The organism is Arthrobacter sp. TJ-217, assembly GCF_058269255.1.
The window spans coordinates 312,039-335,037 of sequence record NZ_JBZCNJ010000004.1 but is presented as its reverse complement, the minus strand read 5'-3'; the positions used below and the strand labels follow the sequence as shown (position 1 = coordinate 335,037).

21 protein-coding genes and 1 pseudogene are annotated in these 22,999 nt (G+C 64.0%); 13 read left to right on the top strand and 9 right to left on the bottom strand.

Features of this window, described 5'->3' with window-relative positions:
• Positions 1-88: 88 nt before the first annotated feature.
• On the top strand, positions 89-520 hold the full coding sequence (locus AC4D2R_RS09600; RefSeq protein ID WP_490939652.1) for a cupin domain-containing protein: 432 nt from the start codon (positions 89-91) through the stop codon (positions 518-520).
• A gap of 796 nt (positions 521-1,316) precedes the next feature.
• On the opposite strand, the gene AC4D2R_RS09595 is transcribed toward AC4D2R_RS09600, so the two are convergent.
• The 3 genes from AC4D2R_RS09595 to AC4D2R_RS09585 all read right to left on the bottom strand — a co-directional run bounded on the left by AC4D2R_RS09595 (position 1,317) and on the right by AC4D2R_RS09585 (position 5,338).
• A complete protein-coding gene (locus AC4D2R_RS09595; protein ID WP_490939650.1) occupies positions 1,317-1,745 on the bottom strand; it encodes a nucleotidyltransferase domain-containing protein in 429 nt (142 codons plus the stop codon).
• Between the two features lie 593 nt (positions 1,746-2,338).
• A complete protein-coding gene (locus AC4D2R_RS09590; protein ID WP_490939648.1) occupies positions 2,339-3,853 on the bottom strand; it encodes a Na+/H+ antiporter NhaC family protein in 1,515 nt (504 codons plus the stop codon).
• A 312-nt stretch (positions 3,854-4,165) separates the two neighbouring features.
• Positions 4,166-5,338, bottom strand: coding sequence for an aminotransferase class V-fold PLP-dependent enzyme (locus AC4D2R_RS09585; RefSeq protein WP_490939646.1), 1,173 nt, complete (start codon positions 5,336-5,338; stop codon positions 4,166-4,168).
• An 81-nt stretch (positions 5,339-5,419) separates the two neighbouring features.
• Here AC4D2R_RS09585 and AC4D2R_RS09580 point away from each other — a divergent pair, with 81 nt between their 5' ends.
• The 4 genes and pseudogenes from AC4D2R_RS09580 to AC4D2R_RS09565 all read left to right on the top strand — a co-directional run bounded on the left by AC4D2R_RS09580 (position 5,420) and on the right by AC4D2R_RS09565 (position 7,962).
• Positions 5,420-5,959, top strand: a complete 540-nt coding sequence (locus AC4D2R_RS09580) for a helix-turn-helix domain-containing protein (RefSeq protein WP_490939644.1) — start codon at positions 5,420-5,422, stop codon at positions 5,957-5,959.
• A 359-nt stretch (positions 5,960-6,318) separates the two neighbouring features.
• A complete protein-coding gene (locus AC4D2R_RS09575; protein WP_490939827.1) occupies positions 6,319-7,095 on the top strand; it encodes a cyclase family protein in 777 nt (258 codons plus the stop codon).
• Between the two features lie 8 nt (positions 7,096-7,103).
• Positions 7,104-7,328, top strand: a pseudogene (locus AC4D2R_RS09570) (thiamine pyrophosphate-binding protein); the annotation flags it as partial.
• Between the two features lie 223 nt (positions 7,329-7,551).
• Entirely contained in the window at positions 7,552-7,962 is a 411-nt protein-coding gene (locus AC4D2R_RS09565) for a DUF7793 family protein (RefSeq protein ID WP_490939643.1), read from the top strand.
• Positions 7,963-8,476: 514 nt separating this feature from the next.
• Here AC4D2R_RS09565 and AC4D2R_RS09560 read toward each other — a convergent pair.
• Positions 8,477-9,283: an AfsR/SARP family transcriptional regulator gene (locus AC4D2R_RS09560; RefSeq protein ID WP_490939641.1), complete on the bottom strand. Its 807-nt coding sequence runs from the start codon at positions 9,281-9,283 to the stop codon at positions 8,477-8,479.
• Between the two features lie 399 nt (positions 9,284-9,682).
• On the opposite strand from AC4D2R_RS09560, the gene AC4D2R_RS09555 reads away from it, so the two are divergent.
• Positions 9,683-10,573, top strand: a complete 891-nt coding sequence (locus tag AC4D2R_RS09555) for a LamG-like jellyroll fold domain-containing protein (protein WP_490939639.1) — start codon at positions 9,683-9,685, stop codon at positions 10,571-10,573.
• A 119-nt stretch (positions 10,574-10,692) separates the two neighbouring features.
• On the opposite strand, the gene AC4D2R_RS09550 is transcribed toward AC4D2R_RS09555, so the two are convergent.
• Positions 10,693-11,151, bottom strand: a complete 459-nt coding sequence (locus tag AC4D2R_RS09550; RefSeq protein WP_490939637.1) for a DUF4189 domain-containing protein — start codon at positions 11,149-11,151, stop codon at positions 10,693-10,695.
• Between the two features lie 872 nt (positions 11,152-12,023).
• Positions 12,024-12,701 (bottom strand): alpha/beta hydrolase family protein, encoded by a 678-nt coding sequence (locus AC4D2R_RS09545; RefSeq protein ID WP_490939635.1) that lies wholly within the window; start codon positions 12,699-12,701, stop codon positions 12,024-12,026.
• A gap of 168 nt (positions 12,702-12,869) precedes the next feature.
• Between AC4D2R_RS09545 and AC4D2R_RS09540 the strand changes: the two genes are divergently transcribed.
• The 4 genes from AC4D2R_RS09540 to AC4D2R_RS09525 all read left to right on the top strand — a co-directional run bounded on the left by AC4D2R_RS09540 (position 12,870) and on the right by AC4D2R_RS09525 (position 15,558).
• Complete coding sequence (locus AC4D2R_RS09540) at positions 12,870-13,088, top strand: hypothetical protein (RefSeq protein ID WP_490939633.1); 219 nt, start codon at positions 12,870-12,872, stop codon at positions 13,086-13,088.
• Between the two features lie 45 nt (positions 13,089-13,133).
• The gene (locus AC4D2R_RS09535; RefSeq protein WP_490939631.1) at positions 13,134-13,925 is read left to right on the top strand and encodes a ZIP family metal transporter; all 792 of its coding nucleotides are present in this window, start codon (positions 13,134-13,136) and stop codon (positions 13,923-13,925) included.
• A gap of 83 nt (positions 13,926-14,008) precedes the next feature.
• Positions 14,009-15,031 (top strand): non-homologous end-joining DNA ligase, encoded by a 1,023-nt coding sequence (gene ligD / locus AC4D2R_RS09530; RefSeq protein WP_490939629.1) that lies wholly within the window; start codon positions 14,009-14,011, stop codon positions 15,029-15,031.
• An 89-nt stretch (positions 15,032-15,120) separates the two neighbouring features.
• Positions 15,121-15,558 (top strand): response regulator transcription factor, encoded by a 438-nt coding sequence (locus AC4D2R_RS09525; RefSeq protein WP_490939627.1) that lies wholly within the window; start codon positions 15,121-15,123, stop codon positions 15,556-15,558.
• 77 nt (positions 15,559-15,635) lie between these two features.
• On the opposite strand, the gene AC4D2R_RS09520 is transcribed toward AC4D2R_RS09525, so the two are convergent.
• The 3 genes from AC4D2R_RS09520 to AC4D2R_RS09510 form a co-directional block, all read right to left on the bottom strand.
• The gene (locus AC4D2R_RS09520) at positions 15,636-16,130 is read right to left on the bottom strand and encodes a hypothetical protein (RefSeq protein WP_490939625.1); all 495 of its coding nucleotides are present in this window, start codon (positions 16,128-16,130) and stop codon (positions 15,636-15,638) included.
• Between the two features lie 60 nt (positions 16,131-16,190).
• Positions 16,191-16,412: a hypothetical protein gene (locus AC4D2R_RS09515; RefSeq protein WP_490900388.1), complete on the bottom strand. Its 222-nt coding sequence runs from the start codon at positions 16,410-16,412 to the stop codon at positions 16,191-16,193.
• Between the two features lie 88 nt (positions 16,413-16,500).
• Positions 16,501-16,986 carry a PaaI family thioesterase gene (locus tag AC4D2R_RS09510; RefSeq protein WP_490939623.1) on the bottom strand — a complete coding sequence of 162 codons (486 nt, stop codon included), beginning with the start codon at positions 16,984-16,986 and terminating at the stop codon, positions 16,501-16,503.
• Between AC4D2R_RS09510 and polA the strand changes: the two genes are divergently transcribed.
• The 3 genes from polA (at position 16,985) to rpsA (ending at position 22,880) form a co-directional block, all read left to right on the top strand.
• Positions 16,985-19,747, top strand: coding sequence for a DNA polymerase I (gene polA, locus AC4D2R_RS09505; protein WP_490939621.1), 2,763 nt, complete (start codon positions 16,985-16,987; stop codon positions 19,745-19,747). The two genes, AC4D2R_RS09510 and polA, sit on opposite strands and share 2 nt — an antisense overlap.
• Positions 19,748-19,824: 77 nt before the next feature.
• Positions 19,825-21,144, top strand: coding sequence for a GNAT family N-acetyltransferase (locus tag AC4D2R_RS09500; RefSeq protein ID WP_490939619.1), 1,320 nt, complete (start codon positions 19,825-19,827; stop codon positions 21,142-21,144).
• Positions 21,145-21,407: 263 nt separating this feature from the next.
• Complete coding sequence (gene rpsA, locus AC4D2R_RS09495) at positions 21,408-22,880, top strand: 30S ribosomal protein S1 (protein ID WP_490900384.1); 1,473 nt, start codon at positions 21,408-21,410, stop codon at positions 22,878-22,880.
• Positions 22,881-22,999 lie beyond the last annotated feature (119 nt).

The following is a 22,999-nucleotide window of genomic DNA, read 5'->3' as shown; positions in this document are numbered from 1 at the left end:
CTAGACCTTATGTCTGTAGCCCAGTGGGTTGGCGGCCCTTTGGCTGCGGGGATCGTCAACCGATACTAACTCGTATCCGAGGAGGTGAATGCCACCAGAAAGCAGTCACCGGAGCTTCACTTACAACAACAAGCAGTATCATCCACTGGAGGTCAAGATGTCAGCTCTAGTTCGAAAGAGCCTCGATTCGCCCGAGGAGACGCGTCCCTTCGAGGGCGGTACCGGCCAACTTCAACTCGTCAACCTGGAGCAGGGCGCCGTGGGCCGCGCCACGTTCAATCCGGGATGGCGCTGGTCCGAGCACGTCAAGCCCATTGCGAAAACTGACAGCTGCCAGGCCGCGCACATGGGCTATTTCGTTTCCGGCCGAATGAAGGTCGTGATGGACGACGGTGAAGAGATGGAGTATGGGCCGGGTGACTTCGCCACCATGGCCCCTGGGCACGATGCCTGGGTGCTGGGAGATGAACCCTGTGTGGTCATTGATTGGCAGGGATTCGCCGACTACGCCAAACCCTGAGCCCAGGGGCTCGGCACGTCAGAGATGAGACGCCCGCGTCCGCCCAGGCTCGGGCTTCTCACCAGCCGTTCGGCGTGCCCGACCCTAGGCAGCGAGCGCGGGCAGAGCACCTCGTTACAGTCGAGTTCGATCCTCAGTAACACGATCAAGCGCCTGTCTATGCGGGGTGCGGCCGATTGGGGTGCGACCCTCTGGTAGGGAGAAGCAGGGGTGTGGACAGTGTCCACACTTTGGGCTTCGGACGCACTCGGACCGGCGCCGGACCAGATCGGATTGCGGATGTTTTCGGGGGAGTGGTGGATTTCCAGGGCCTGGAGTCCGGTTCGAGTCCCACTGCGGGCACCGTGTTTTACCAAGCCAGAGGCTGTTGTGCTCTCTGGCTGTCGACAAGCTGGCGCAAGGTGTGCGGTTCCGGTGCCGGACCTGATGGCGGGGGTGGAGTTTTCATGGGGGCGGGGTGCCTCTTTTCTCTCGTGAAGCCCGGTTTGGGCCTTCTCACTCCTTCATGGGGGAGCGGCAGTGTGGGTACATGACTGTGGTGAGGCTTTTGACCTGGTCATCCTCCTCGCCGAGCAGCTCAGGCGAAGCAGCACCGAGAGTCAACCTCTTGAGCACCATCACCACGAGCGGACCTAAGCTGCGGCAACTCGAGGCCAGTCCCATTTCCATGGACCGTGAAACCGGTGGCGTTAGCGGTACGGGCCTCCCTGGATCGGTGACGGGCAGGCAGCGGAATGGTCGCAGCAGGTGCCGCATAGGTCGATCCTCTACTGCAACATTGAGGCAACCAAATGTGTTACCTGGTGACGGTTATGGCAGCCCTTCCGAGGAGACCTGTGTCGTACAGAATGCGGTGGCCGTCTCTGAGGACGCGACGCGTTCCTTCGTCCAAGGGGACATCAGCCCAGCTCGAGTGAGCGATGCCCACTTCCACAGTCAGTCCTGAGGCCAACCGGAATCTGCGCTCGCGTACTGGCCCCCATGCCTCGGAGCGGATGAGACGCGCCCCCGGACGGAGTTGTTCGAACCACGTCGCGTCTTCAAGGCTTCCGGGAGTGTCGCTCAACACCACGAGGTCGACATCGCTGGCGATTCGCTCAGCTCCTCGGGCGTAAGACCCCACGAGAGCAACAGCCCTTACTCTGTCTTCCTGCTTCGCCCAGGTAGCAACGTCACTGATGATCCGCTGAGCAACCCGCCGGCGACCTTTTAGTCTTGCTGCCATGAGAGGGATGCTATCCGCTGAATATTCGCGAAATGACCGTAAAGGGGATCCCTCAACGGACAAATTCTCGGGCGGGTGCCACGCGGCAAGCCAGCGGAGGACGTGAAGTAACGGTGGATATGGGATGGTCTTCCTAACCGGGTCCGGCCGTGACACGCTTGGGACGACCTCCGGGGGCAGTGATGGAAAGACACCGGCTGTCAGGGCTGAAGCAGTCGATCCTGGGGCAACTTATAGCGTTTTCTTGGTACATCGCAGTCTGGGTCCTCATCCGGGAGTACATCTACAGGTTTCATCACTCGGCACACCAGTATTGCCAGGAGTTTCACCTGCCGGCGGATTGGAATCCGCATCGGATCAGCGTCTGCTCCTGGACCGGCACCGATACGGGGTGGCCGCTGGGCGTGAAGTGCGTCTTCTCGCAGACTGGCCAAGGCATCGTCCTCATCGTGAACGACCACTTTATTGTTGCCAATATCCTGGCTCTTGTTCCAGCGGTCGTGGTCGTTCTCCTCTTCGGATTCAAAATCCTCACTGTACGAAGGTGAGCCAGCTGCTACATCACATCTCACACTGTTGGTGAGATTGTCTTTCTAGATTTTGCTCATTTGCTGCGGCGCGGGCACTGACCCTGAGGAAGTTGCGGGCCCGACGAAGGGTGTGCGGCTTTCTGCACCCTTGTCCCCTTCAAAGCGCCGTCCCCACCCGGACAGGATGGCAATGGTGATGACGCCGGTTAGAACGAGGGGGTAGAACGCTCCGAGGATAATCGATGGTGCCGACAGCGTGTTCCCATTGGCGTCCACGCTGAGAAGGCTGGCGATGAGCAGGAAGGAACTGACGATGGGCACGACGGACCCGAGTCCCACAGTGACGCAGTCCATGACGTTTGCCCGCCGGTAGGGGTGCAGGCCGGCGCGGGCGCCGATCCTGTCGGCGACCGGACCGTACATGATCATGGATGGTCCGTTGACGCCGGCGAAGATCGTGGCGGTGAGCAGGGCGCCCAGGGCGATCGTGAGTTCGGCGCCGACCGGTGTGCGGGCAAAGGCGGACCGGCCCGTGGCATCCACGATCCAGTCGAAAATACCTGCCTCCTGGAAGACGCCGATAATGCCGAATATCACGATACCCAGGCCGATGAGAGGAAGAATCCCGACCACCGAGGTGATGAGGAAACCGCCTGCTGTGCCGTCGTCGGCCGCACTGATGATGCCCGAGGGCTTGAGGAGACCGGTGATGAGGCCCACCGCGGTGCCGGCAATCAGTCCGATTGTCGTGGCGAAGAAAATGTCCCGCTTCCAGATCGCAACCGCCAGCAGGAGCGCGATGGGAAGCAGCATGACAAGGCTGAGCGGTGAATTGCCAGCGGTGTCGATGACGAAGGCTTCGCTGGAGGATGAGGAACGCAAGGAGCCGAAGGCATAAAACATGACGGCGCTGATGGCGGCCGCCGTCAGCGAATACTTGGCCCTCGAGCGCACGACACCTCCGATTTCGGCGGTTCCTTCGCGGCGCCGGTATCGCTGCGTTGCTGAGGAGACAATGGTTGAGTCGGAGATCGGGGCGAGGTTGTCGCCGAACAACGCGCCCGAGAGGATGGCTCCCGCAAGCAGAACAGGATCACAACCAAGGGCGACACCGGCAGGGTAAAAGACAGGAAAAGCGGTGAACAGTGTGCCGATTGATGACCCCGTCGACATGGCGATGACGCACACCATGAGGAAGGTAACCGTGATGAAAAGACCGCCCGATACTCCCAGGGTGCTGGCGAGCCAGATGAATCCACCCGAAAGGCCGGTTTCTTCAATTAGGCCGGAGATCAGACCGACAACGAGGAGAATCAGGAGAAGATTCACCGATGGTTTCGAGGAGACACCTGCGATGACCGCCTCCCAGAACCTGCTGTAGCGGCGGGCGAACAGGGCGGCGGTGAGCAGTCCGACGAGGCCTGATGCGGTGATGGCGTTCATATCAAACACTCTGAAGACGACGAAGTAGCCGATGACGCCCATCAGGAAGACCGCGGGCGCGATCAGAGCACCCAACATCCCGATTCGGAAAGTGAGGCGATCGGAACCGGTCTCGGCCGGCACGTGAGCTGTCATTTTCGGGTCTCCTGGTAAGTAGAGAAGTTGATGTAGGGAACGTTCTGTACCGGTCTTTCTAGGAACAGGGCGTGGTGTTACGGCGTGCTCCCCGGCAGGTGTGTGGCAGGAAGACGATATGAGCAACCGGCACAGGAACTGTGTACATATCGCGGACGATGGAGTGTCAGAAAGCCGGTGAAACCCGCTTCCTCTGCGCAAGGGGCGTTATGGCAGAGTCGGCGGCTGGCAGTGGCAGTTGGCATGAAGTTGTGCGAGGGCTGCGACGACCTGAGTCAGACCGGTTGTGCTGATGTGTGGTGAGCTGTTGAGCTAGCGGGTCCGGTAGGCGTGGATGGCGTCGACGACTGCAGCAATATCCTGGGGTGTTGTGTAATAGTGCAGGGACAGCCTGAGGAGCTCTCCGCGGGGGGCTGACATGATGCGCCGCTCGTGCAGGAAAACCGACATGGCGACCGGGTCGTCGTCGTAAACGGCAACTTGAGGTCCGCACAGCTCGGGTGCCTCGGGCCTACTCAGGCGCTCGCCGGCCTGCATCAGCTGATGAGCGAGATCCTTGGCGAGAGCCCTTACATGCTCAAAGGCGGTGGTTTGATCCACCGGTTCTAGTAGATCAAGGCCTGCATGAGCTGCGTACACCGCGGGAATAGCTGGGGTTCCGGTTTCAAAGCGACGTGCTTCTACCGGATAGTCGACATGGTTGGGGTCGAATTCAAAGGGGTTCACTCTGCCAAACCAGCCTGTCATTTCAGGTGCACGATCGCTGGTGAGACCTTCCCGCACGTAAATGAAGGCGACACCGGCCAGGCCCAGCATGTACTTGAGGGTTCCTGCTACGAGGTAGTCGCAGTCCATGGCGCGAACATCGATAGGCACAACTCCGGCCCCCTGGTAGGCGTCCACGAACACTCGGGCTCCCGCTTCGCGGGCCAGTGCGCTGATGGAGGCAAGAGGTGCCCTCGAACCGTCGTGATAGCTGACCAGGGGGACCGAGACGAACTGGACCGATTCGTCAATGTGGGATGCCCAGTTCTGCGCGTCAAGGGCCGTAAAACGGTCCTCGACTGATTTCACTTTGGCGCCTTGTGCCTGCTGCGCCCGCCACACGTGGCCCACGGAGGGGAATTCCAGGGCCGAGGTGACGATGGTGTCGCGGGTTTGGGAGGCCCAAGGGAAGCTGGAGGCGATTTGGTAGGCGCCCTCGGACGCAGAGGGCACAATGGCAATTTCTTCGGGCGAGGCGTTGATGAAGGCCGCGAATCTCCGGCGAAGGGCTTCGACTTTGTCCATCCAGAGCCCCCAGGGTGCTGCCGAGTCTGTCAGCGACGAGGTGAGATTTTCCAGACTGGATGTCAGGGACGTCGACAGGGCTCCTTGGCTGCAGCTGGCCATATGAGTCATGTTCTGAAGTGGCGGAAAGTGGGAGCGGAAATCTTCCGGCGAGAAGGAAGATCCGGCGGAGGGAACGTTTTGCACGAGCGTCATGCAGAGACCATACGCGTGTGTTTTAACTCACGTCAACAATTATTCACCCACGTTGAAAAAGTTGAATGACATAATTTCTTCATGAGCGAGCTGCGCATTCGTACCTTCCGCCTGGCAGAAGGGCTGACCTTGGCTCAACTTGCCTCCGCCTCCCAGGTGTCCGTGAGCATGTTGAGTCAGGTGGAACGCGGTCTCACGGACCCAAGCCTTGAGACGCTACGGCAGATCGCCCGCGTTCTGAACGTGCCGGTGTTCGAACTGTTCACCGATTCCGAGGATGCGTCAACCGTCTCGGTTATCCGGAGGGGTGAGCACATCGAGATCAATTCGCCGGCCACTCAGATCAAATACGGCCGCCTTTCAGCACCTGGTCGTAACCTGGAGATGCTCCACGGGACTCTTGCGCCGGGAGGCGTATCGAGTCCGGAGGTGCGCTCCCATCAGGCGGAGGAATGCGTCGTCGTGCTCACGGGGACCTTGGAAATTGACTTCAAAGGGTCGCGGACGATCTTGGGTCCGGGCGACAGCGCACATTATGATTCGCGGATTCCGCACCGCATGGTGAACAGCGGGGATGAGGAAACGGAGTTCATCATCGCGGTGACTCCACCTAGCCAATAAGCTGTCGCGATGACAGGTGGACATGCTGACCGATAGAGAGCCCCGTCATCGCAACACCCATGGCCCGCTCGGCGGGCCGGCTGGCCGACGAAGTCGGTCATGTCCTCAGGTGGGAGGGGTGATGGGGTATTCCACGGCATTCATGACAATATGACGCCTTTGTTACGGTCGGAAAGTGGGCGATACAAATTGGTCGGGGTGTGGTTAGATTCATGCCACGCCTGATGGGTTGGAGCTGACTGCCGGTCATGAAGAACGCGTGGTTCCCAGAGCTGGGGCGCTCGGCCTGTCCCTAGGGTGTGATGACCGGATTCCATGAACAGCTGCTTGTTCTGCGCAGCACACTGAAGGGGAGAACGATGTCTTTATTGAAAGGGCTGGCTGCGGCGCTCGGAGACGGTTCAGTGAAGGTCGTTGACCTGACCACTCCGCTGAGTAAGGACACCCCGATACTGAACCTGCCTGAACCATTCGCTAATACCGTCGGTTTGGGCCTTTCACCTGTGAGCAGTTTCGATGACCGCGGTCCTGCGTGGGCATGGAACGACGTCACCGTAGGCGAGCATGCCGGTACCCACGTGGATGCACCGGTGCATTGGATTTCCGGCCGTGACGGCAAGTCGGTGGATCAGATCGAACCTTCTCGTCTCGTCGGGCCTCTGGTCGTGATCGACAAGTCCGAGGATGTGGAATTCAATTCGGACTTCCTGCTGGAACCTGAGCATCTTGAGCAGTGGCAGCAGGAGCATGGGCCCTTTCCTCCTCACTGTTGGATTATTTTCCGGACCGGTTGGTCCGCCCGCGGTGCCAACTCCACCGATTTCATCAACGCCGATGAGACCGGACCTCACTCGCCCGGGGTTTCGGTGGCGGGTGCGCGGTGGATAGCGGGTAACAGCAACGTCAGCGGTTTTGGAGTGGAGACCGTCGGCGTCGACGCCGGGCAGGCTGGCACGTTCGATCCGATGTTCCCGGTTCACTTCTATCTGCTCGGCTCTGATAAGTATGGTGTCACCTCGCTTCGAAACGTCGATCAGCTGCCCGTGCTTGGAGCGACTCTCGTCGTCGCCCCGTTGCCCATCGTGGGTGGAACGGGCAGCCCGGCCCGTGTTTTCGCACTTGTCGAGTCCCTGTAAGCAGGAGCATATGGGTCTCCACACTAGTGGGACAGACCCTAGCCAGGCCGGGCGTCGGACGAGTCCTCGGCGTTGTCGGCAGCGGCAGTTTCGAGGTCACGAATGCCCTGATCAGTGAAGGGGTGCCCTTCACGGCCAGCCGCCATGAGGGCGGGGCCGCGACCATGGCTGGTGCCTACTCCAGGATGTCCAACACCGTGGGAGTTGTCAGCACACATCAGGGCTGCGGCCTTGCCGCTCAGCCCTTCGTCCAGCAGGGACGGCGGGCCGCCCGTTCCCCGCCGGCCACGGGGCATCAGATGAATATTTGTTCGCCGTTGGAGTTCGCCACGGGGAACAATGAGGTCAGGGGAACCCGTCCAATCCTCCGGAAGTGCCTATGTGCAGCATCGATTTGTTCAGCGGCCGCGCCCGGCCCGGCGCGAACGCTCCCGCCCGGCCGCAGTCGGGCCGGACATGAGCCCGGCGCCCGGGCGGCCCGCCCGGGCCCAGGGCCGCGTCCACCGGTGGACCCTCACCGAGGGTCCCGACGGCGTCCTGCGGGTGCGCTGGGACCGGGGGATCCGGATCGAGGAGGACGACGCCGTAAGCCTCATCGCCCGCGTCAACTTGCTGGCCGCGGGCGGCCCCCGCCCGATACTGATCGATCTCAACGGCATCATGTCCGTGAGCGTGCGGTCCCTCAACGCCTTCGCCGGTGACCACGCACCGCTGAGGGTTGCGCTCCTGGGATCCTCCGCCGTCGAGGACCTCCTGGCCGAGTTTTTCCGCCGGGTGCACACCCCGCCCTTTCCCGTCGCGTACTTCCGCAGCCGACGCCGGGCCTTGGAATGGCTCCGCCAGCAGGGCGCCTCCGAGCCCCGGTGAAACCCGGCACCGGCACCGCACCGGCACGGTGGCGGGCACCATCCGGGTGCCGCCGCGCGGCCAGGCGGATCCGGACCCGCGACCTGCCTCTTTAGCACCGGGCGGACAATACGAGGGGTTGCCGCCGCCGCGTCGATGACCACGCCGACGGCCACCAGAATGGAAAAACACGCCCGGCCCGATAAGGCCCCTGCGTCCTGCAAGCGCCGCACCCTGTCAATGCGGGGCACGGCGGTCTTGGAAGGCCACTAGTGGGGAGAAGCGGGGGTGTGGACAGTGTCCACACTTCAAGTCTCGGACTGGGAGGTGCCGGACCGGGCCAGATTGCGGATGTTTTTGTGGAGTGGCGGATTTCCGGTGCCTGGAGTCCGGTTCGAGTCCCACTTCGGGCACATGTTTTCCCTGGTCAGCTCGGAGCTGTTTTTTCTGTTCACCCGCGTAGAGCCGCACCTGCCAGAGCTCCCGGATGGGCCTCAGGACCACATCTGTGGAGGCAGTGGGAACTCAGCGTGCTTTAGTCTGAGGCTCCCCGCTTCATCAAGAAGGGAGCTGTCAGCGAAATGTCCTGTCGCAGCACCGCACTCTCCAATTGCCGTATACGCGGACTTGGTTCAAGGCCCAGCTCGCCCATAAAGACGCGTCGCACTTTACGACAGGCCGCCAGCGCATCGACCTGCCGGTCGCAGCGGTACAAGGCAAGCACAAGCGAGGCCCACAACCCCTCGCGGTACGGGTGCTTGGTCACCAAAGACTGAAGCTCACCCACCAGAACGCTGTGCCTGCCCAGAGCGAGCTCCACCTCGACAAGGCTCTGGTATGCGCGCAGCCAGGTTTCTTGCAGCCCATCAAGTTCTGGTCGGAATAGTTCAATGTCGGCCAGATCAGGGAAGATGGGGCTCGCGAAGAGTTCGACGACCTGACGGAGGCAGTCCGCCCCTGCCGCCAGATCCCCGAGCCGCACCGCCAAGTCCCCGGCCTCGATCTGCTTCCTGAATTGGAGAAGATCGAGTTCCTGCTCGCCGACCGCCAGAAGGTAGCCTCCTGGCCTGCTCACCAACCACTGGGAGGCGGCACCCTTCGAACGATGGGGTTCGAGCGTATGGCGCAGATTGGCAATGTAGACCTGCAGCTGGGCCCCAGGTTTCGCGGGCGGGCTATCCGCCCAAAGCGCTTCGATCAAAAGATCAGCCGACACTATCGCGTTCGGCCGTAAGGCAAGAGACTCCAACACGACCCGGTGCTTCGCTGCACCGATTGGAATGGTTCTGCCGCCGGCGGTCACCTCCAGCGGGCCCAGGGCTCGTATCGACAGTGCACCCACGTCGGAGCACTCCTCACTCGGCTGTGATCTGTCCAAAGGACGCAATCGTGCGCGTGGATGCGCTTCGGCTCACCCCGGAACTATTTCCAGTGCTCTGGCCGATTGACTATCCCGCCCATGCCGGGTTGCGGGACGTTTACAACTCATCCATCAAAGAGGTCCCCGGTTACACATCCATTAACGCCCCCGGGCCGTTCTCGAATCAACACCCCGGACACTTCAGCGATGGAAAAGCTCTAATTGGGCAAGCCAGCCGCCTGTTCCGGCGCTCACCACTGCCACGGCCCATCCGAGGATTCAAACGGCACGTGGACTGCCTTCCAAATTAAGGATCGCTTAACCGCCGGGCGCGACCATAACCGTGGAATTGCGCAACCAGAACAGGAAAGGATTCCTTCAATGACTCATCTATCGGACCGAAACACCGGTTCCGCTGTCCAGCGCAGGACGGTGCTGCTGTCCGCGCTCGGCCTCAGCTTCACCGGACTCCCCGTCGCCGCCGCACAGCCCCCACAGTCCGAGCGGCCGCAGATAACTGCACAGGGCTCGTACGACCGTACCGTGCTCGATGACAGGCCGGTCGCCTACTGGACGCTGGGCAGCCCGCGCCGACCCGTCGAAAGGGATTTGACCGGCAACGGCCACACCGGCACCTATTTCGGCCGCCCGGCCGCTACCACCCTGCCCAACGGGGACACCGCCGCGGACTTCGACGGTGAAACCGAGTATCTGCAGGTCCGGGACGCTCCGTCGCTGAGCCCTGCCACCCGCGGTGTGCTCACCGTCGAAGCGTGGATGAGACCGGACGCGCTTTCCTTTCCCGGGAAGGAGGAGAACAAGGGGTATGTGCATTGGATGGGCAAGGGAGAAGCGGGCAAGCACGAGTTTGTGGCGAGGATGTATTCCAGGACTGACCCCGAGCGCCCGAACCGCATTTCCGGCTACCTGTTCAACGCCTCCGGAGGGAAGGGTGCGGGCACATACTTCCAGGACCGACTCCGCGCCGGCACCTGGATTCATTACGTCCTGGTCATCAACGCCAATGCGAAGTCAGCCGCCTATCCCAACGGGTACACCAGGATTTACCGCGACGGCGTGCGACGGCAGACCCGCAACCTGGATTATCAAGGGAGCGTGATCGTGCCCACCCGCGGGAGCGCCCCGTTCCGAGTGGGAACCCGGGACCTCGATTCCTTCTTTGAGGGCGCCGTGGGCAAGGTCGCGATCTACGGGAAGGAACTATCGGCGGCCCGGATCCTCGCCCACTACAAGACCATGACTAGGAAGTGACCTACCTGCACGAGGAGCCTCTCCCTGGCGGGGAGGCTCCTCGTTAGCGGTCCGACAGAAAGTGCGGCAGTCTGGATGTGACCGCCTGTCGGGCTGGCCACGTCCTACTTTTGCATTGCCTACTTTTCGCTTGAGTGCCTGTTGAAGATCACATGGCAGGCATCTCCACCTCCGTAGTACTTGCAGTAGTAGAGGGCGTTTTGGCCGGCAACGGTAGCCGACGTGGATGCAGCCCACCCCCAGGGACCGTTCTTCTCGGAAACCGCGACGGCGAGGTAGCCGTTGCGTGCCGGGCCGGCGGACACGCAGTTGTACGTGCCCTCGGACTTGAGGAGGTTGCACTGGTCAAGGCTGCGGTTCTTTGCGTCAGTGGCGTTGGCAGACCACGTTGCCCACCACCCGAAGGTTGTGGGGTAGAAAGCCATGGCGACGTAGCGGTCGGCCGTGACCTCGACCCGGGTGAGGGAGGGGTTCTCGGCCGGGGCCGCTGCGCCTGAGAGGCCGGTGGTCGTGAACAGGGCCGCCAGCAACATTGCGGCGGTGCTGAGTGGACGTCGGCGTCCGTCTGCTGTTTTCATGATTGGCTCCTTGGCCCCGACAGATTCGGGGACCTAGATATAAGGCTGGGGGGCGGGGGACAGCCGCTGCATCCGCTGCGGCAAACAGCTGGTGCTCGTCGGGCATCTCTCTTATGGCCGCGACGCATTGGCCTGTCCGGTGCCGTAAAAATCAAAGAGCGCTTTGACCGCACGGAAGTTCGAAAATCGGCATATCGCGCTAATTGATCCGCATGTGGAGACGCTCCCGTAAAAGGCACTGCCTTGACCTCTAGATATAAACCCCAATCAATTCAAGGGCAGCGAACGTCCCCGTCATGTGGTCGGCACTACCATAATTCGTAGTGCGTGCATCGACGATCTTTTGATAAAGAATCAGTGGGTGATCAAATGTGCTGGAAACGGACCAGTCGGCATAACGAGACGGCGCATCGGATGAACCGAAAGGGGCGATCAGGACAATCGGACCATGACACCGGCCAGCCGACTGTGATCCAGTGCTGACAATCCTTTCAAGGCAACTGTTCGACCTGGAGAGAACGGCGCTCCCGTGGTGGATACAGAGATAAGTCAGTTATCGGCATGCAGACATAATCTGCTATTGCGCTTTCCGCGGGCTCATTGTGGCGGCGGAAGTGGGCGCGCACTTCGAATCCGTGAAGTTCGGGGAGGATTCTGAATTCATATTGCTCCCTTGCTCGACCTCAGTCAACACGGAGGAAAAAGCCCATCAAAGGACCTTGATTTCTCCTCATCCATGTCGTAAGCACACCTCACCGCCCGGGCTGACAGCGATGCTGCCGGCGTTCTTTTGGGGGGTCACTTTCCGTCAACGCTGTCCCGATCCGGTGATCAACTTGTACACGCAGGACGGCGGCCCGTCGGAGGCTCCGTCACCCTCCTGGGATCAGCCGCCCGCTCAGGAACGCCGCGACCGGGGCCGCAAGGGACGCCCCTACGTCGTCGGAGGGGCGCTTGGCGCCCGCGACGGCAAAGGAGTGATCTCCGCCCTCAACCCATTCGAGCACTGCTGACGGCCCAATCCGGGCAACGACCCCCTCAAGGAGGTCGGCTGTGGCGAAGGTGTCGCGCGTGCCCTGGAGGAAGAGCATCGGAAGGGTCAGTCCGTAGAGGTGCCCGTCGCGGAGCTTCTCCGGTTTGCCCGGCGGGTGCAGCGGATAACCCAGATACACCAGTCCTGCCGCAGGCATGCCTTCGGCCACCGCCATCGACGCCATGCGTCCCCCGAACGACTTCCCTCCGGCCCACAACGGCTCCCCGTCGGAGCGCTCAGCTGCAACACCCATCGCCGCCCGCCAGGCGGCGATCGCCGCAGGCGGCCTATCGGGAAATTTCCGGCCGGCTTCGCGGTACGGGAAATTGAAGCGCAGGGTTGCTACGCCGCCGTCATTAAGGGCGCGGGTGAAGCCCTGCAGGAACGGATGCTCCATGCCCGCCCCGGCGCCATGGGCAACCACGAGAGAGCCCGACGGTGCGGCGGGCCGGGCGAAGACACCCGAGACCTCGGCTTCGCCCACCGTGATGGTGACGGGAGTCTCGGCGGTTGGCATGCCTTAATAATGCCTGCTGCGTCCGGAAACCGGGCATCCGGCATGCTAAGCCGCGCGGGGCCGTACAGGAAGGTATTCGCCGCCCTCGGGCTTTCTTGCCGGGTCCAATGCCCATGGTTACGGTTGACGGGTCAGCACTCATGCAAGAGAGCGGAAGAAGTGGTCGGCATGAAGGCAAAGACCCCCAAACGGTGCGCGGCAGTGTTCGCCGTCAGCGCCTTCCTGCTGCTGGGCTGCGACAACCCCGCCCAGCAGGAAGAGGCCCCGACCGACGAGGTTGGGCAGGAGAGCGCCCCGCCGCCCACGGGAAACATCGCCCCTGCACCCACCGACGGCGCAGCCCCGGACGAGGGCGCCGTCCCCACCGAGTCGGTTCCCGGCGGGTAGGAAAAAAAGAAGGCGTGCCTGCGTTTTCTGCTTTTATACTTGCGCATGGTGTCGTCGCTGCTCTTCGGAATCCTCGCGTCAAGCGCGCTGATTATCGGTGCCTTGATCGGGGTTCGGTTCGAACTGCCGAAGCGGATCCTCGCCATTCTTCTTTCCTTCGCAGCGGGATCGCTCATCACGGCCCTGGCCTTCGAACTCTTCGAGGACGCCTACGAGCGAGGCGGCATCCTGCTGGCAACGATCGGTCTTGCGGCCGGGGCCATTGTCTTCACGGTCCTGAGCGCGCTGCTGGACCGGTGGGCGCAGGCGGGGTCGGACACAACCCCGGCCGACGAGTTTGAAGGCAGCCCGAAGCTTGACACCGATGCCGCGGCGACCGAGAAGCGGTCGTCGTCGGCCTCCACCCGCGGTGCCGCGGGAATGGCCCTGCTCGCCGCGGTCACCCTCGACGGCGTCCCCGAGAACCTGGCACTGGGTGTCTCACTCGGCGAGGGCACCGGCGGGCTTGCCCTGCTTGCCGCGATCTTCGTCTCGAACCTGCCGGAATCCCTGGTGGGCGCCGCATCGATGCGCAGCCAGGGCCGGTCGACAGGCTCTGTCCTCGGGCTTTGGTCTGCATGCGCGGCCCTGCTGGTCCTTGCCGTGGTCATCGGCGCCGGCCCGCTCTCCGGCAGCGATCCCCAGACGATCTCCATGCCGCTGGCCTTCGCCGCAGGAGCGGTGATCGCCTCGCTCGCCGACACGCTGATGCCCGAAGCGTATGAGCATGGCGGGCCGGCCGTGGCGCTCAGCACCGCAGCCGGGTTCGCCCTCTCCTTCGCGCTGTCCCTGGCCTGAACCCCTTCCGGCAGCGGACACAGGATTCCGCGCACGTAGACAGGACGGCTGACGTGGCGGGCTGCGCGGAGTAGGTTGTTCAAATGGCCCGCGAAGAAACCACCCTCACCGTCGACGGCCCCTCCGGCGCGCGCGATGTCCGCATCTCAAGCCCCGGGCGCGTGCTTTGGCCCGACCTGGGCCTGACCAAGCTGGACCTCGCCCGCTACATCGTCGATGTGGGGGAGGCCTTCCTCGCGGCGAACGGAGACCGCCCGCTGTCACTGCAGAGGTTTTCCGGCGGAATCGACGGCGACCAGTTCTTCTCAAAGAACCCGCCGAAGGGTGCGCCCCATTACGTGCGGTCGGTTCCCGTCGTCTATCCCAGCGGACGTTCGCACCCGCAACTCGCCCTTGACGAACCGGCGGCGGCGGTGTGGGCCGTGCAGATGAACACGATCGTCTTCCACCCGTGGCCGTCCCGTACGGGCAACACGGACAACCCGGACCAGCTGCGGATCGACCTCGACCCCCAGCCCGGCACCGATTTCGATGACGCCGTACCCGCTGCCCTTGAACTGCGCTCGCTCCTGGGGGAGGCGGGGCTCACCGCGTTCATCAAGACCTCGGGCAACCGCGGGCTCCACGTCTTCGCGCCCATCGAACCGACCCATGAATTCCTCGAGGTCCGGCACGCGGTGATCGCCGCCGCCCGGGAACTGGAGCGCCGCATGCCGGAAACGGTCACAACCGCCTGGTGGAAGGAGGAGCGCGGGGAGAAGGTCTTCGTCGATTACAACCAGGCCAACCGTGACCGCACCATGGCCGGCGCGTACAGCCCCCGTCCGCTGGCCCACGCGCCGGTCTCCTGCCCGCTGCGCTGGGAGGAGCTGGAAACCGCCGACCCCCGGACCCTGACCATCGCCACGGTGCCCGGGCGCCTGGCGGAACTGGGCGATCCATGGGCCGCGATGGACTCGTTCGCAGGCACGATCGACACGCTGCTGGCGTGGTGGGAGCGGGACGTCAAAGCCGGTCTGGGTGAGCTTCCGTTCCCTCCGGACTACCCCAAGATGCCCGGGGAGCCGCCCCGTGTGCAGCCAAGCCGCGCGCGCAGGCCCGGCTGAGGTGCCTGCCAGCGGCCCGGCGCGCCGGAGCCGAACGGCACGGCCGGGCGGATGCGCAGGTGCACAGCGCCAGGACGTAGAATTGCCGCATGCCTTTTGACGCTCCGATCCGCGATGCCGTGGTTATCGAGGATGACGACGACGTCCGGGATCTTCTCCACGCGGTGCTCACTGGCGAGGGCTTCCGTGTCCACACGGCACCCGCGGGGCAGGCAGGCGTTGAAATGGTCCGCCAGATCAGGCCTGCGGTTGTGACACTGGATATCGGTTTGCCCGACATCGACGGCTTCGAGGTCGCCCGCCGTATTCGACGGTTCTCAAAGACCCTGATCGTGATGCTCACCGCGCGGGCTGATCCAGGCGACGAAGAGCGGGGGGTTGCCGCAGGTGCCGACGAATACCTGACGAAACCCTTCCGTCCGGCCGATCTTCGCCAGCTCATCCAGACCGGGCTTCTGGAACGTGAAGTGCCCCTGCCTGCTGTGGACCGCAGGCTCGCGCCGGTCCCCGGCTCGCAGCCGAAGTAGGCAGTTCACGGCGGGCGGCGCACGGCGGTCCGCCCGACGCGGCTTCACCAGTGCAGTGCGCGGCGGTGCCGCAGCCCTCAGCGGCTGCGCACTCCCTGCCGCGAGACAAGCCGCGGGGCGATCCACCGGTCTGCTGTGGCTCCCGTCGCCAGCGAATAGACCGCCTTGTGGAGGTAGTCGACAACCTTCTCTCCGACAGGCCAGAGCGACGGCGCGGCTCCGGCGCCCGTTGCGTTCTCGAGCGTCTGGTCGAAGGCCAGTCGGACAACGGTGTGGGTGGCGTTCGCGGTGCCGCCGCGGATGCCGGTTACCGCCCAGACCCCGCGGAGCGCCCCAAGCGTTGCTCCGGTGGCCCAGTGCATCGCCCAGTTCCACCCCTTCGGCTTCGCGCGTCTACCGACGGGGCGCCGCAGCAGGATAAGTAAGGTACGCCCTGGAACGTACGAATCGGGCCGCCGGGTCAATGCCTGCTCGAGTTTTTCCCCGACCGTCATCACGCACGTGCCGGCGAGTCCGGCGAGGGCGCCCCGCACCGCGGCGGATCGAAGCAGCGCCGCGCGCCCCGCCTTCACGCCGGCACCCCGCCACGGCGTCGGCCCGGGCCTGGGTGCAGGTCCGCCGGGCCGGCGAAGCTACTGATCATTTCCCTGTGCGTCGTCGTCCTGGTCGGTGTCGACGCCGCTGTTGTCATCGTAGGCGCCGCTGTCCTCGTCCTTGTTTTCGGTCTCCGCGGTCTGCTGCTGCGTTTCACCGGGAGGGGCTTCTTCCCCGCCTGCCGTGTTGTCGCAGCCCAGGAGCAGGAAAGCGCAAAGTGCGAGAACGGCGGCACCGGCTTTTGCTTGTTTCGCTTGCACGGTAACTCCATCTGATCGCCGCTGCTAAGGATCCCTTCGGTCCCTCAACCGTAGGCACGGGCTGCGCGGCGCGGCAAGAAAAAGGTGCTCAGCGCGAGTCGCGGATGAGGTTCGTGATCCGTGCCGTCGACAACTTGCGCCCGGCTTCGTCGGTCATCACGACTTCGTGAGTGGTGAGGGTCCTGCCCAGGTGAAGCGCGACGGCGGTTCCCGTGACCACGCCGGCGGCGATGCTGCGGTGGTGTGTCGCGTTGATCTCGATTCCCACGGCATGCCGGCCGGGGCCGGCATGGATTCCCGCGGCGAAGGAGCCGAGGGTTTCGGCGAGGACCAGGTGCGCCCCGCCGTGGAGGATGCCGGCGACCTGCTCGTTTCCTTCGACCGGCATCGTGGCAACCATGCGCTCGGGGCTCATTTCGAGGAACCGGATTCCCATCTTCGCGGTCAACCGCCCAATGCCGTGCTTGCCCAGCCACTCATGCATTTCGGGTGGAACACCGGCTTCGGTGAGCTCGGCTGCGTACGGGCTGTCCTCGGGGCCGCCCACGGGGGCCTGAGTGAAATTGTCGACCATGGCAACTAGGCTGGCACCTGTGAGTGAAATCAACAAACCAGCATCCACCCTGACCGCCCCGCCCCGAACAGAGGGCCCCCGCAACCGGCTGCTGGTCATTGACGGCCACTCAATGGCGTTCCGGGCGTTCTTCGCCCTTCCCGCCGAAAACTTCTCAACCGATACGGGTCAGCACACCAACGCCGTGTACGGGTTCACGGCGATGCTGATCAACCTCATCAAAGACCAGAAGCCAACCCACGTTGCCGTCGCGTTCGACCTCGATACCCCGACGTTCCGCACCGAGGAGTATTCCGAGTACAAGGCGGGCCGGTCCAAGACCCCCGAGGAATTCCACGGCCAGGTGGACCTGATCATCAAGGTCATGGAGGCGATGCGGATCCCCACCATCTCCATGGACGGGTACGAGGCCGACGACATCCTGGCAACGCTCGCCGCCCGGGCGGCCGCCGCCGACTGGGACGTCCAGGTGGTCAGCGGTGACCGCGACGCCTTCCAGCTTGTCAACGACCGCGTGACTGTCCTCTACCCCAAGCAGGGGGTCACGAACATTCCGCAGATGGACGCAAAGGCCATCGAGGAGAAGTACTTCGTGCCGCCCCACCAGTACTCCGACCTCGCCGCCTTGGTGGGGGAGAGCGCCGACAACCTCCCCGGCGTGCCGGGCGTCGGCCCCAAGACGGCCGCGAAATGGATCCGCCAGTACGGCGGGCTCGAGGGCATCCTCGAGAACCTCGACTCGATCGGCGGCAAGGTCGGTGACGCCCTCCGCGCCCATGCCGACGACGTCCGGCGCAACCGCCGGTTGAACCGGCTGCTCACCGACCTCGACCTCCCCGTCGACCTCGACGCCATGGTGTCCCAGCACCCAGACCGCCTCGCCGTCGAGGACCTCTTCGACTCGCTGCAGTTCAACACCCTGAGGAAGCGGCTCTTCGACCTCTTCGGCGAGGAAGAGTCCGAAGAATCGGCCGACGAGCTCACCCCGCCGCCCCACGTTGTCCTCACCGACGCGGCCGAACTCACCTCGTGGCTCAAGGCGACGAACCAGGGCCTTGCCGCGGTTCACCTTGCCACCGAAGCGACAACCGGCGGCGCCGACGTCGTCGGGATTGCGATCGTGACGTCGTCCGCTGCGGCATTCGTGCCCCTTGAAGGCCTCGACGCCGACGCCGAGCAGGTCCTTGCCGCCTGGCTCGCCGACCTCGACGCACCCAAGGTGGTCCACGACTTCAAGGAGGCCTACAAGCTGCTCGCCCCGCGCGGACTGCGCCTGGCCGGGGAGGTCGACGACACGGCGATCTCCGGTTACCTGATCCAGCCCGACCGCCGCAACTACGACCTCGCCGACCTGAGCCAGTACCACCTGAGGCTGACCCTTGGCGCAGGGCCCGGCGACACCTCGGGGCAGCTCGCCCTCGAACTCGGGGAGAAGGATGTTGCGGGCCCCGCGGTGGTGCGGGCCTTTGCGGCGCTGCGCCTGAGCGAACACTTCGCCGGGCAGCTCGTGGAGCGCGGCGCCAACCAGCTCCTTGGAGGGCTCGAGCTCCCACTCTCCGAGGTGCTCGCGGAAATGGAACTCACCGGCGTCGCCGTCTCCGTCGAGCGCCTCGACCGGCTCCTCGATGACTTCTCCAAGACCATCAGCTCCACGGGCGCGGAGGCATTCCGCATCATCGGCAAGGAGATCAATCTCGGGTCGCCCAAGCAGCTGCAGACGGTCCTGTTCGACGAGCTCGGGCTGCCCAAGACGAAGAAGATCAAGACCGGCTTCTCCACCGACGCCGACGCCCTGACGGACCTCATCGTCAAGACCGGCCACCCGTTCCTCGAACAGCTGCTGGCCTACCGAGATGCGACCAAGCTCCGCCAGACCGTCGAGGGACTGCGCAAGTCAGTCGCCGACGACGGCCGGATCCACACGACCTACGCGCAGACAGTTGCCGCGACGGGCCGGCTCTCCTCGATCAACCCCAACCTGCAGAACATCCCGGTGCGTTCCGATGAGGGCCGGCGCATCCGCGAAGTGTTCGTCGTCGGAAGCGGAACCGACGGGACACGGTACGAGAGCCTCATGACCGCGGACTACTCGCAGATCGAAATGCGCATCATGGCCCATCTCTCCGGCGACGAGGGGCTGATCTCCGCCTTCCAGGAGGGGGAGGACCTCCACCGGTTCGTCGGGTCCCACATCTTCGGTGTGGCACCGGAGGAGGTGACAAGCGCCATGCGCTCGAAGGTCAAGGCGATGTCCTACGGACTGGTGTACGGGCTGAGCTCCTTCGGGCTGTCCAAGCAGCTGGCGATTTCGGTCGACGAGGCCCGCACCCTGATGCGCGACTACTTCGAGCGGTTCGGCGCCGTGCGGGACTACCTGCGCGGCATCGTCGAGCAGGCCCGCAAAGACGGCTACACCTCAACCATCGAGGGAAGGCGGCGTTACCTGCCCGACCTCTCCAACGACAACCGCCAACTGCGCGAAATGGCCGAGCGGGCGGCCCTGAACGCGCCGATCCAGGGTTCGGCGGCGGACATCATCAAGAAGGCGATGCTCGGCGTGGACCGCGCGCTGAAGGCCGAAGGCCTCGCCTCGCGCATGCTGCTGCAGGTCCACGACGAACTCGTGCTTGAGATCGCCGAGGGTGAATCGGAGAAGGTCGAAGCCCTGGTCCGGCAGCAGATGGCCGGCGCCGCGGAGCTGTCGGTTCCCCTGGATGTCTCGGTCGGAACCGGGCTGAGCTGGCATGAGGCGGCGCACTAGGTTCCGCCCCGCCGCCTGCCGGAGGGTCGCAGGGAAGGGGTGGCAGGGAAGGCGCCCGCAGTCTAGGGTGGGTCGGTGTGACCGACAACATGCTTCCCACAGGCCCCGCCGCTCCCTACGATGTCCATTCCTTCCTGGTGTCGGGGAAGGAGGATGCATCGCCCGACGGACGGTTCGCCCAGTGGTTCATCGCGGAGAACCTCGGATTCCACGAACCGGACATCGCCGACGAGGACTACCCGAAGTACGTGGAAGCGTTCGCCGCCGATGCCCGCACGCTCACGGGCGTGCATGACCCGGAGCAGGCCGCGCCGTCGTGGGACGCCAAGGTGCCGGTTGCCACGTACGGAACGATGGTGAACTCGCTGAACGTGGGCGGGGGAGCCCAGCTCGATGCGCACCTGATCACTGGAGTCACGGTCCGCGCAAGCCACCGACGCAGGGGGATCCTGCGTTCGGTGATCAGCGATGACCTGCGCGCGGCCGCGGCCGCCGGCAAAGCCGTGGCTGCACTGATGGCCTCGGAGGCGACGATCTATGGGAGGTTCGGCTTCGGCTGCGCCACCTTCGCGAACAGCATCGAGGTCGATGTCACCGAGCGGTTCGCCATTTCGGCGCCCCGGATCGGCACCACCGCCCTCGTCGCGCCCGAAAGCGCCGTCGAGACGGCGGAAGCCGTGTTCGCCCGGTTCCAGGCCGGCACCCTCGGCTCCGTCGGCCGGCAGTACTCCTACGCCCGCAGGGCAAGCGGCCGCTGGGGTCGGGAGCGCCCGGTCGAGGACCGAGGAGTGCGCATGGCGGCCCACTACGACGCCGACGGCAAGGCCGTCGGGTACGTCAGCTACAAGTTTGCGGGCTGGGACACCACCCCCTACACGATGAAGGTCATCGACCTCGTCGCGGCGACCCCCGAGGCTTACCGGGAGCTGTGGCGGTACCTGGGCGACCTCGATCTCGTGCAGCGGGTCACCTGGGGCGGCGCGCGGCTCGACGACCCACTTCCGTGGGCGCTGCAGGACAGGAGGTCCTACCGGGTGACGGGCAGCGACGACGTGCTCTGGCTGCGCATCCTGGACCCGGCCGCCGCCCTTGAGGCCCGCCCGTACACCTCGCCGGGCCGGCTGGTACTCCGCGTGGGCGACCCCCTCGGGATCGCTGCCGGCACCTTCGAGATCGACACGGCCGACGGCTGCGCCCGCGTCCGGGAACTCGACGCGGATGCGCCCGCCGATGTTGAACTGGACGTCACGGCCCTCGGCTCGCTCTACCTTGGCGGGGTGCGCGCCCCGGCCCTCGCAGCCGGCGGTTCCATCACCGCTCTCACCTCTGGTGCCGTCGAAAGCCTGGACGCGCTGTTCCACGTTCCCGAGAACCCTTACTGCATCACGCATTTCTAGGAAGCAGACCGAGGGGAGGGTACCTTCCCCGCTTTGACTGGGTTGCCCCGCGAAGTTAGACTAGACGGGCGCGTATTGCGCTGTGGTCCGGGTCGGCTCCGCCGAACCCGGCCTTGCGTATTACCAATAGAACCGCTTTTTAGGTTTTATCCAATCTGTCCGCTTCCGGACATCGGATTCCCCTGGATTGCCAGCCTTTGGGCTGACCTTCAGCGTCCGTAATGACCGGATCAAGAAAACTTCCACAACGGAGCCCCAACTACATGACCATCACCACCACCGAGAAGCAAGGTACCCCGCAGGTCGCCATCAACGACATCGGTACCGCTGAGGACTTCCTCGCAGCAATCGACGCAACCATCAAGTACTTCAACGACGGAGATCTCGTCGAGGGTACGGTCGTCAAGGTTGACCGCGACGAGGTCCTGCTCGACATCGGTTACAAGACCGAGGGTGTCATTCCTTCCCGCGAGCTTTCCATCAAGCACGACGTTGATCCCGGAGACGTTGTCTCCGTCGGTGATCAGGTCGAAGCCCTGGTGCTCACCAAGGAAGACAAAGAAGGCCGTCTGATCCTGTCCAAGAAGCGCGCACAGTACGAGCGCGCCTGGGGCGACATCGAAAAGGTCAAGGAAGAAGACGGCGTCGTCACCGGTACCGTTATCGAAGTTGTCAAGGGTGGACTTATCCTCGACATCGGCCTGCGCGGCTTCCTGCCCGCATCGCTCGTCGAGATGCGTCGTGTTCGCGACCTGGCTCCGTACATCGGCCAGCAGATCGAAGCGAAGATCATCGAGCTCGACAAGAACCGCAACAACGTTGTGCTGTCGCGTCGTGCATGGCTCGAGCAGACCCAGTCCGAGGTCCGCTCGACCTTCCTCAACAAGCTCGAAAAGGGCCAGGTCCGCCCGGGCGTTGTCTCCTCGATCGTCAACTTCGGTGCGTTCGTGGATCTCGGCGGCGTCGACGGTCTGGTTCACGTTTCCGAGCTGTCCTGGAAGCACATCGACCACCCGTCCGAGGTTGTCGAGGTTGGCCAGGAAGTCACAGTCGAGGTCCTCGAAGTCGACCTGGACCGCGAGCGTGTTTCGCTCTCGCTCAAGGCCACGCAGGAAGATCCCTGGCAGACCTTCGCCCGCACGCACGCGCTGGGCCAGGTTGTTCCCGGTAAGGTCACCAAGCTGGTTCCGTTCGGTGCGTTCGTCCGCGTCGAAGACGGCATCGAAGGCCTTGTCCACATCTCGGAGCTGGCAGTCCGCCACGTTGAGCTTGCAGAGCAGGTCGTTTCCGTTGGCGACGAGCTCTTCGTCAAGGTCATCGACATCGACCTCGAGCGCCGCCGCATCTCCCTCAGCCTCAAGCAGGCCAACGAGGGCGTCGACGCCGACAGCACCGAGTTCGACCCGGCCCTGTACGGCATGGCCGCAGAGTACGACGAAGAGGGCAACTACAAGTACCCCGAGGGCTTCGACCCCGAGTCGAACGAATGGCTCGAAGGCTACGAGACCCAGCGCGCCGCTTGGGAAGCTCAGTACGCCGAGGCCCAGGCCCGCTGGGAGTCCCACAAGAAGCAGGTTGTGCAGCACGCGTCCGACGACGCCGCTGCAGCGAACGAGCCTGTGGAGTCGAACGCAACGAGCTACTCTTCGGAGCCCGTTGCCGCCGAGACCGGTTCAGGCACGCTTGCTTCGGACGAGGCGCTTGCGGCTCTCCGCGAGAAGCTGACCGGAGCCTAAACCCTCCGGCTTCCGCCGAACACTGAGAAGGACCCCCGCCGCCTGGTGGGGGTCCTTCTTTTTGCCCCGGCATGTCCGCGCGTCTCCATCGACAGTGCAGTACTGGCCCGCGCACCCAT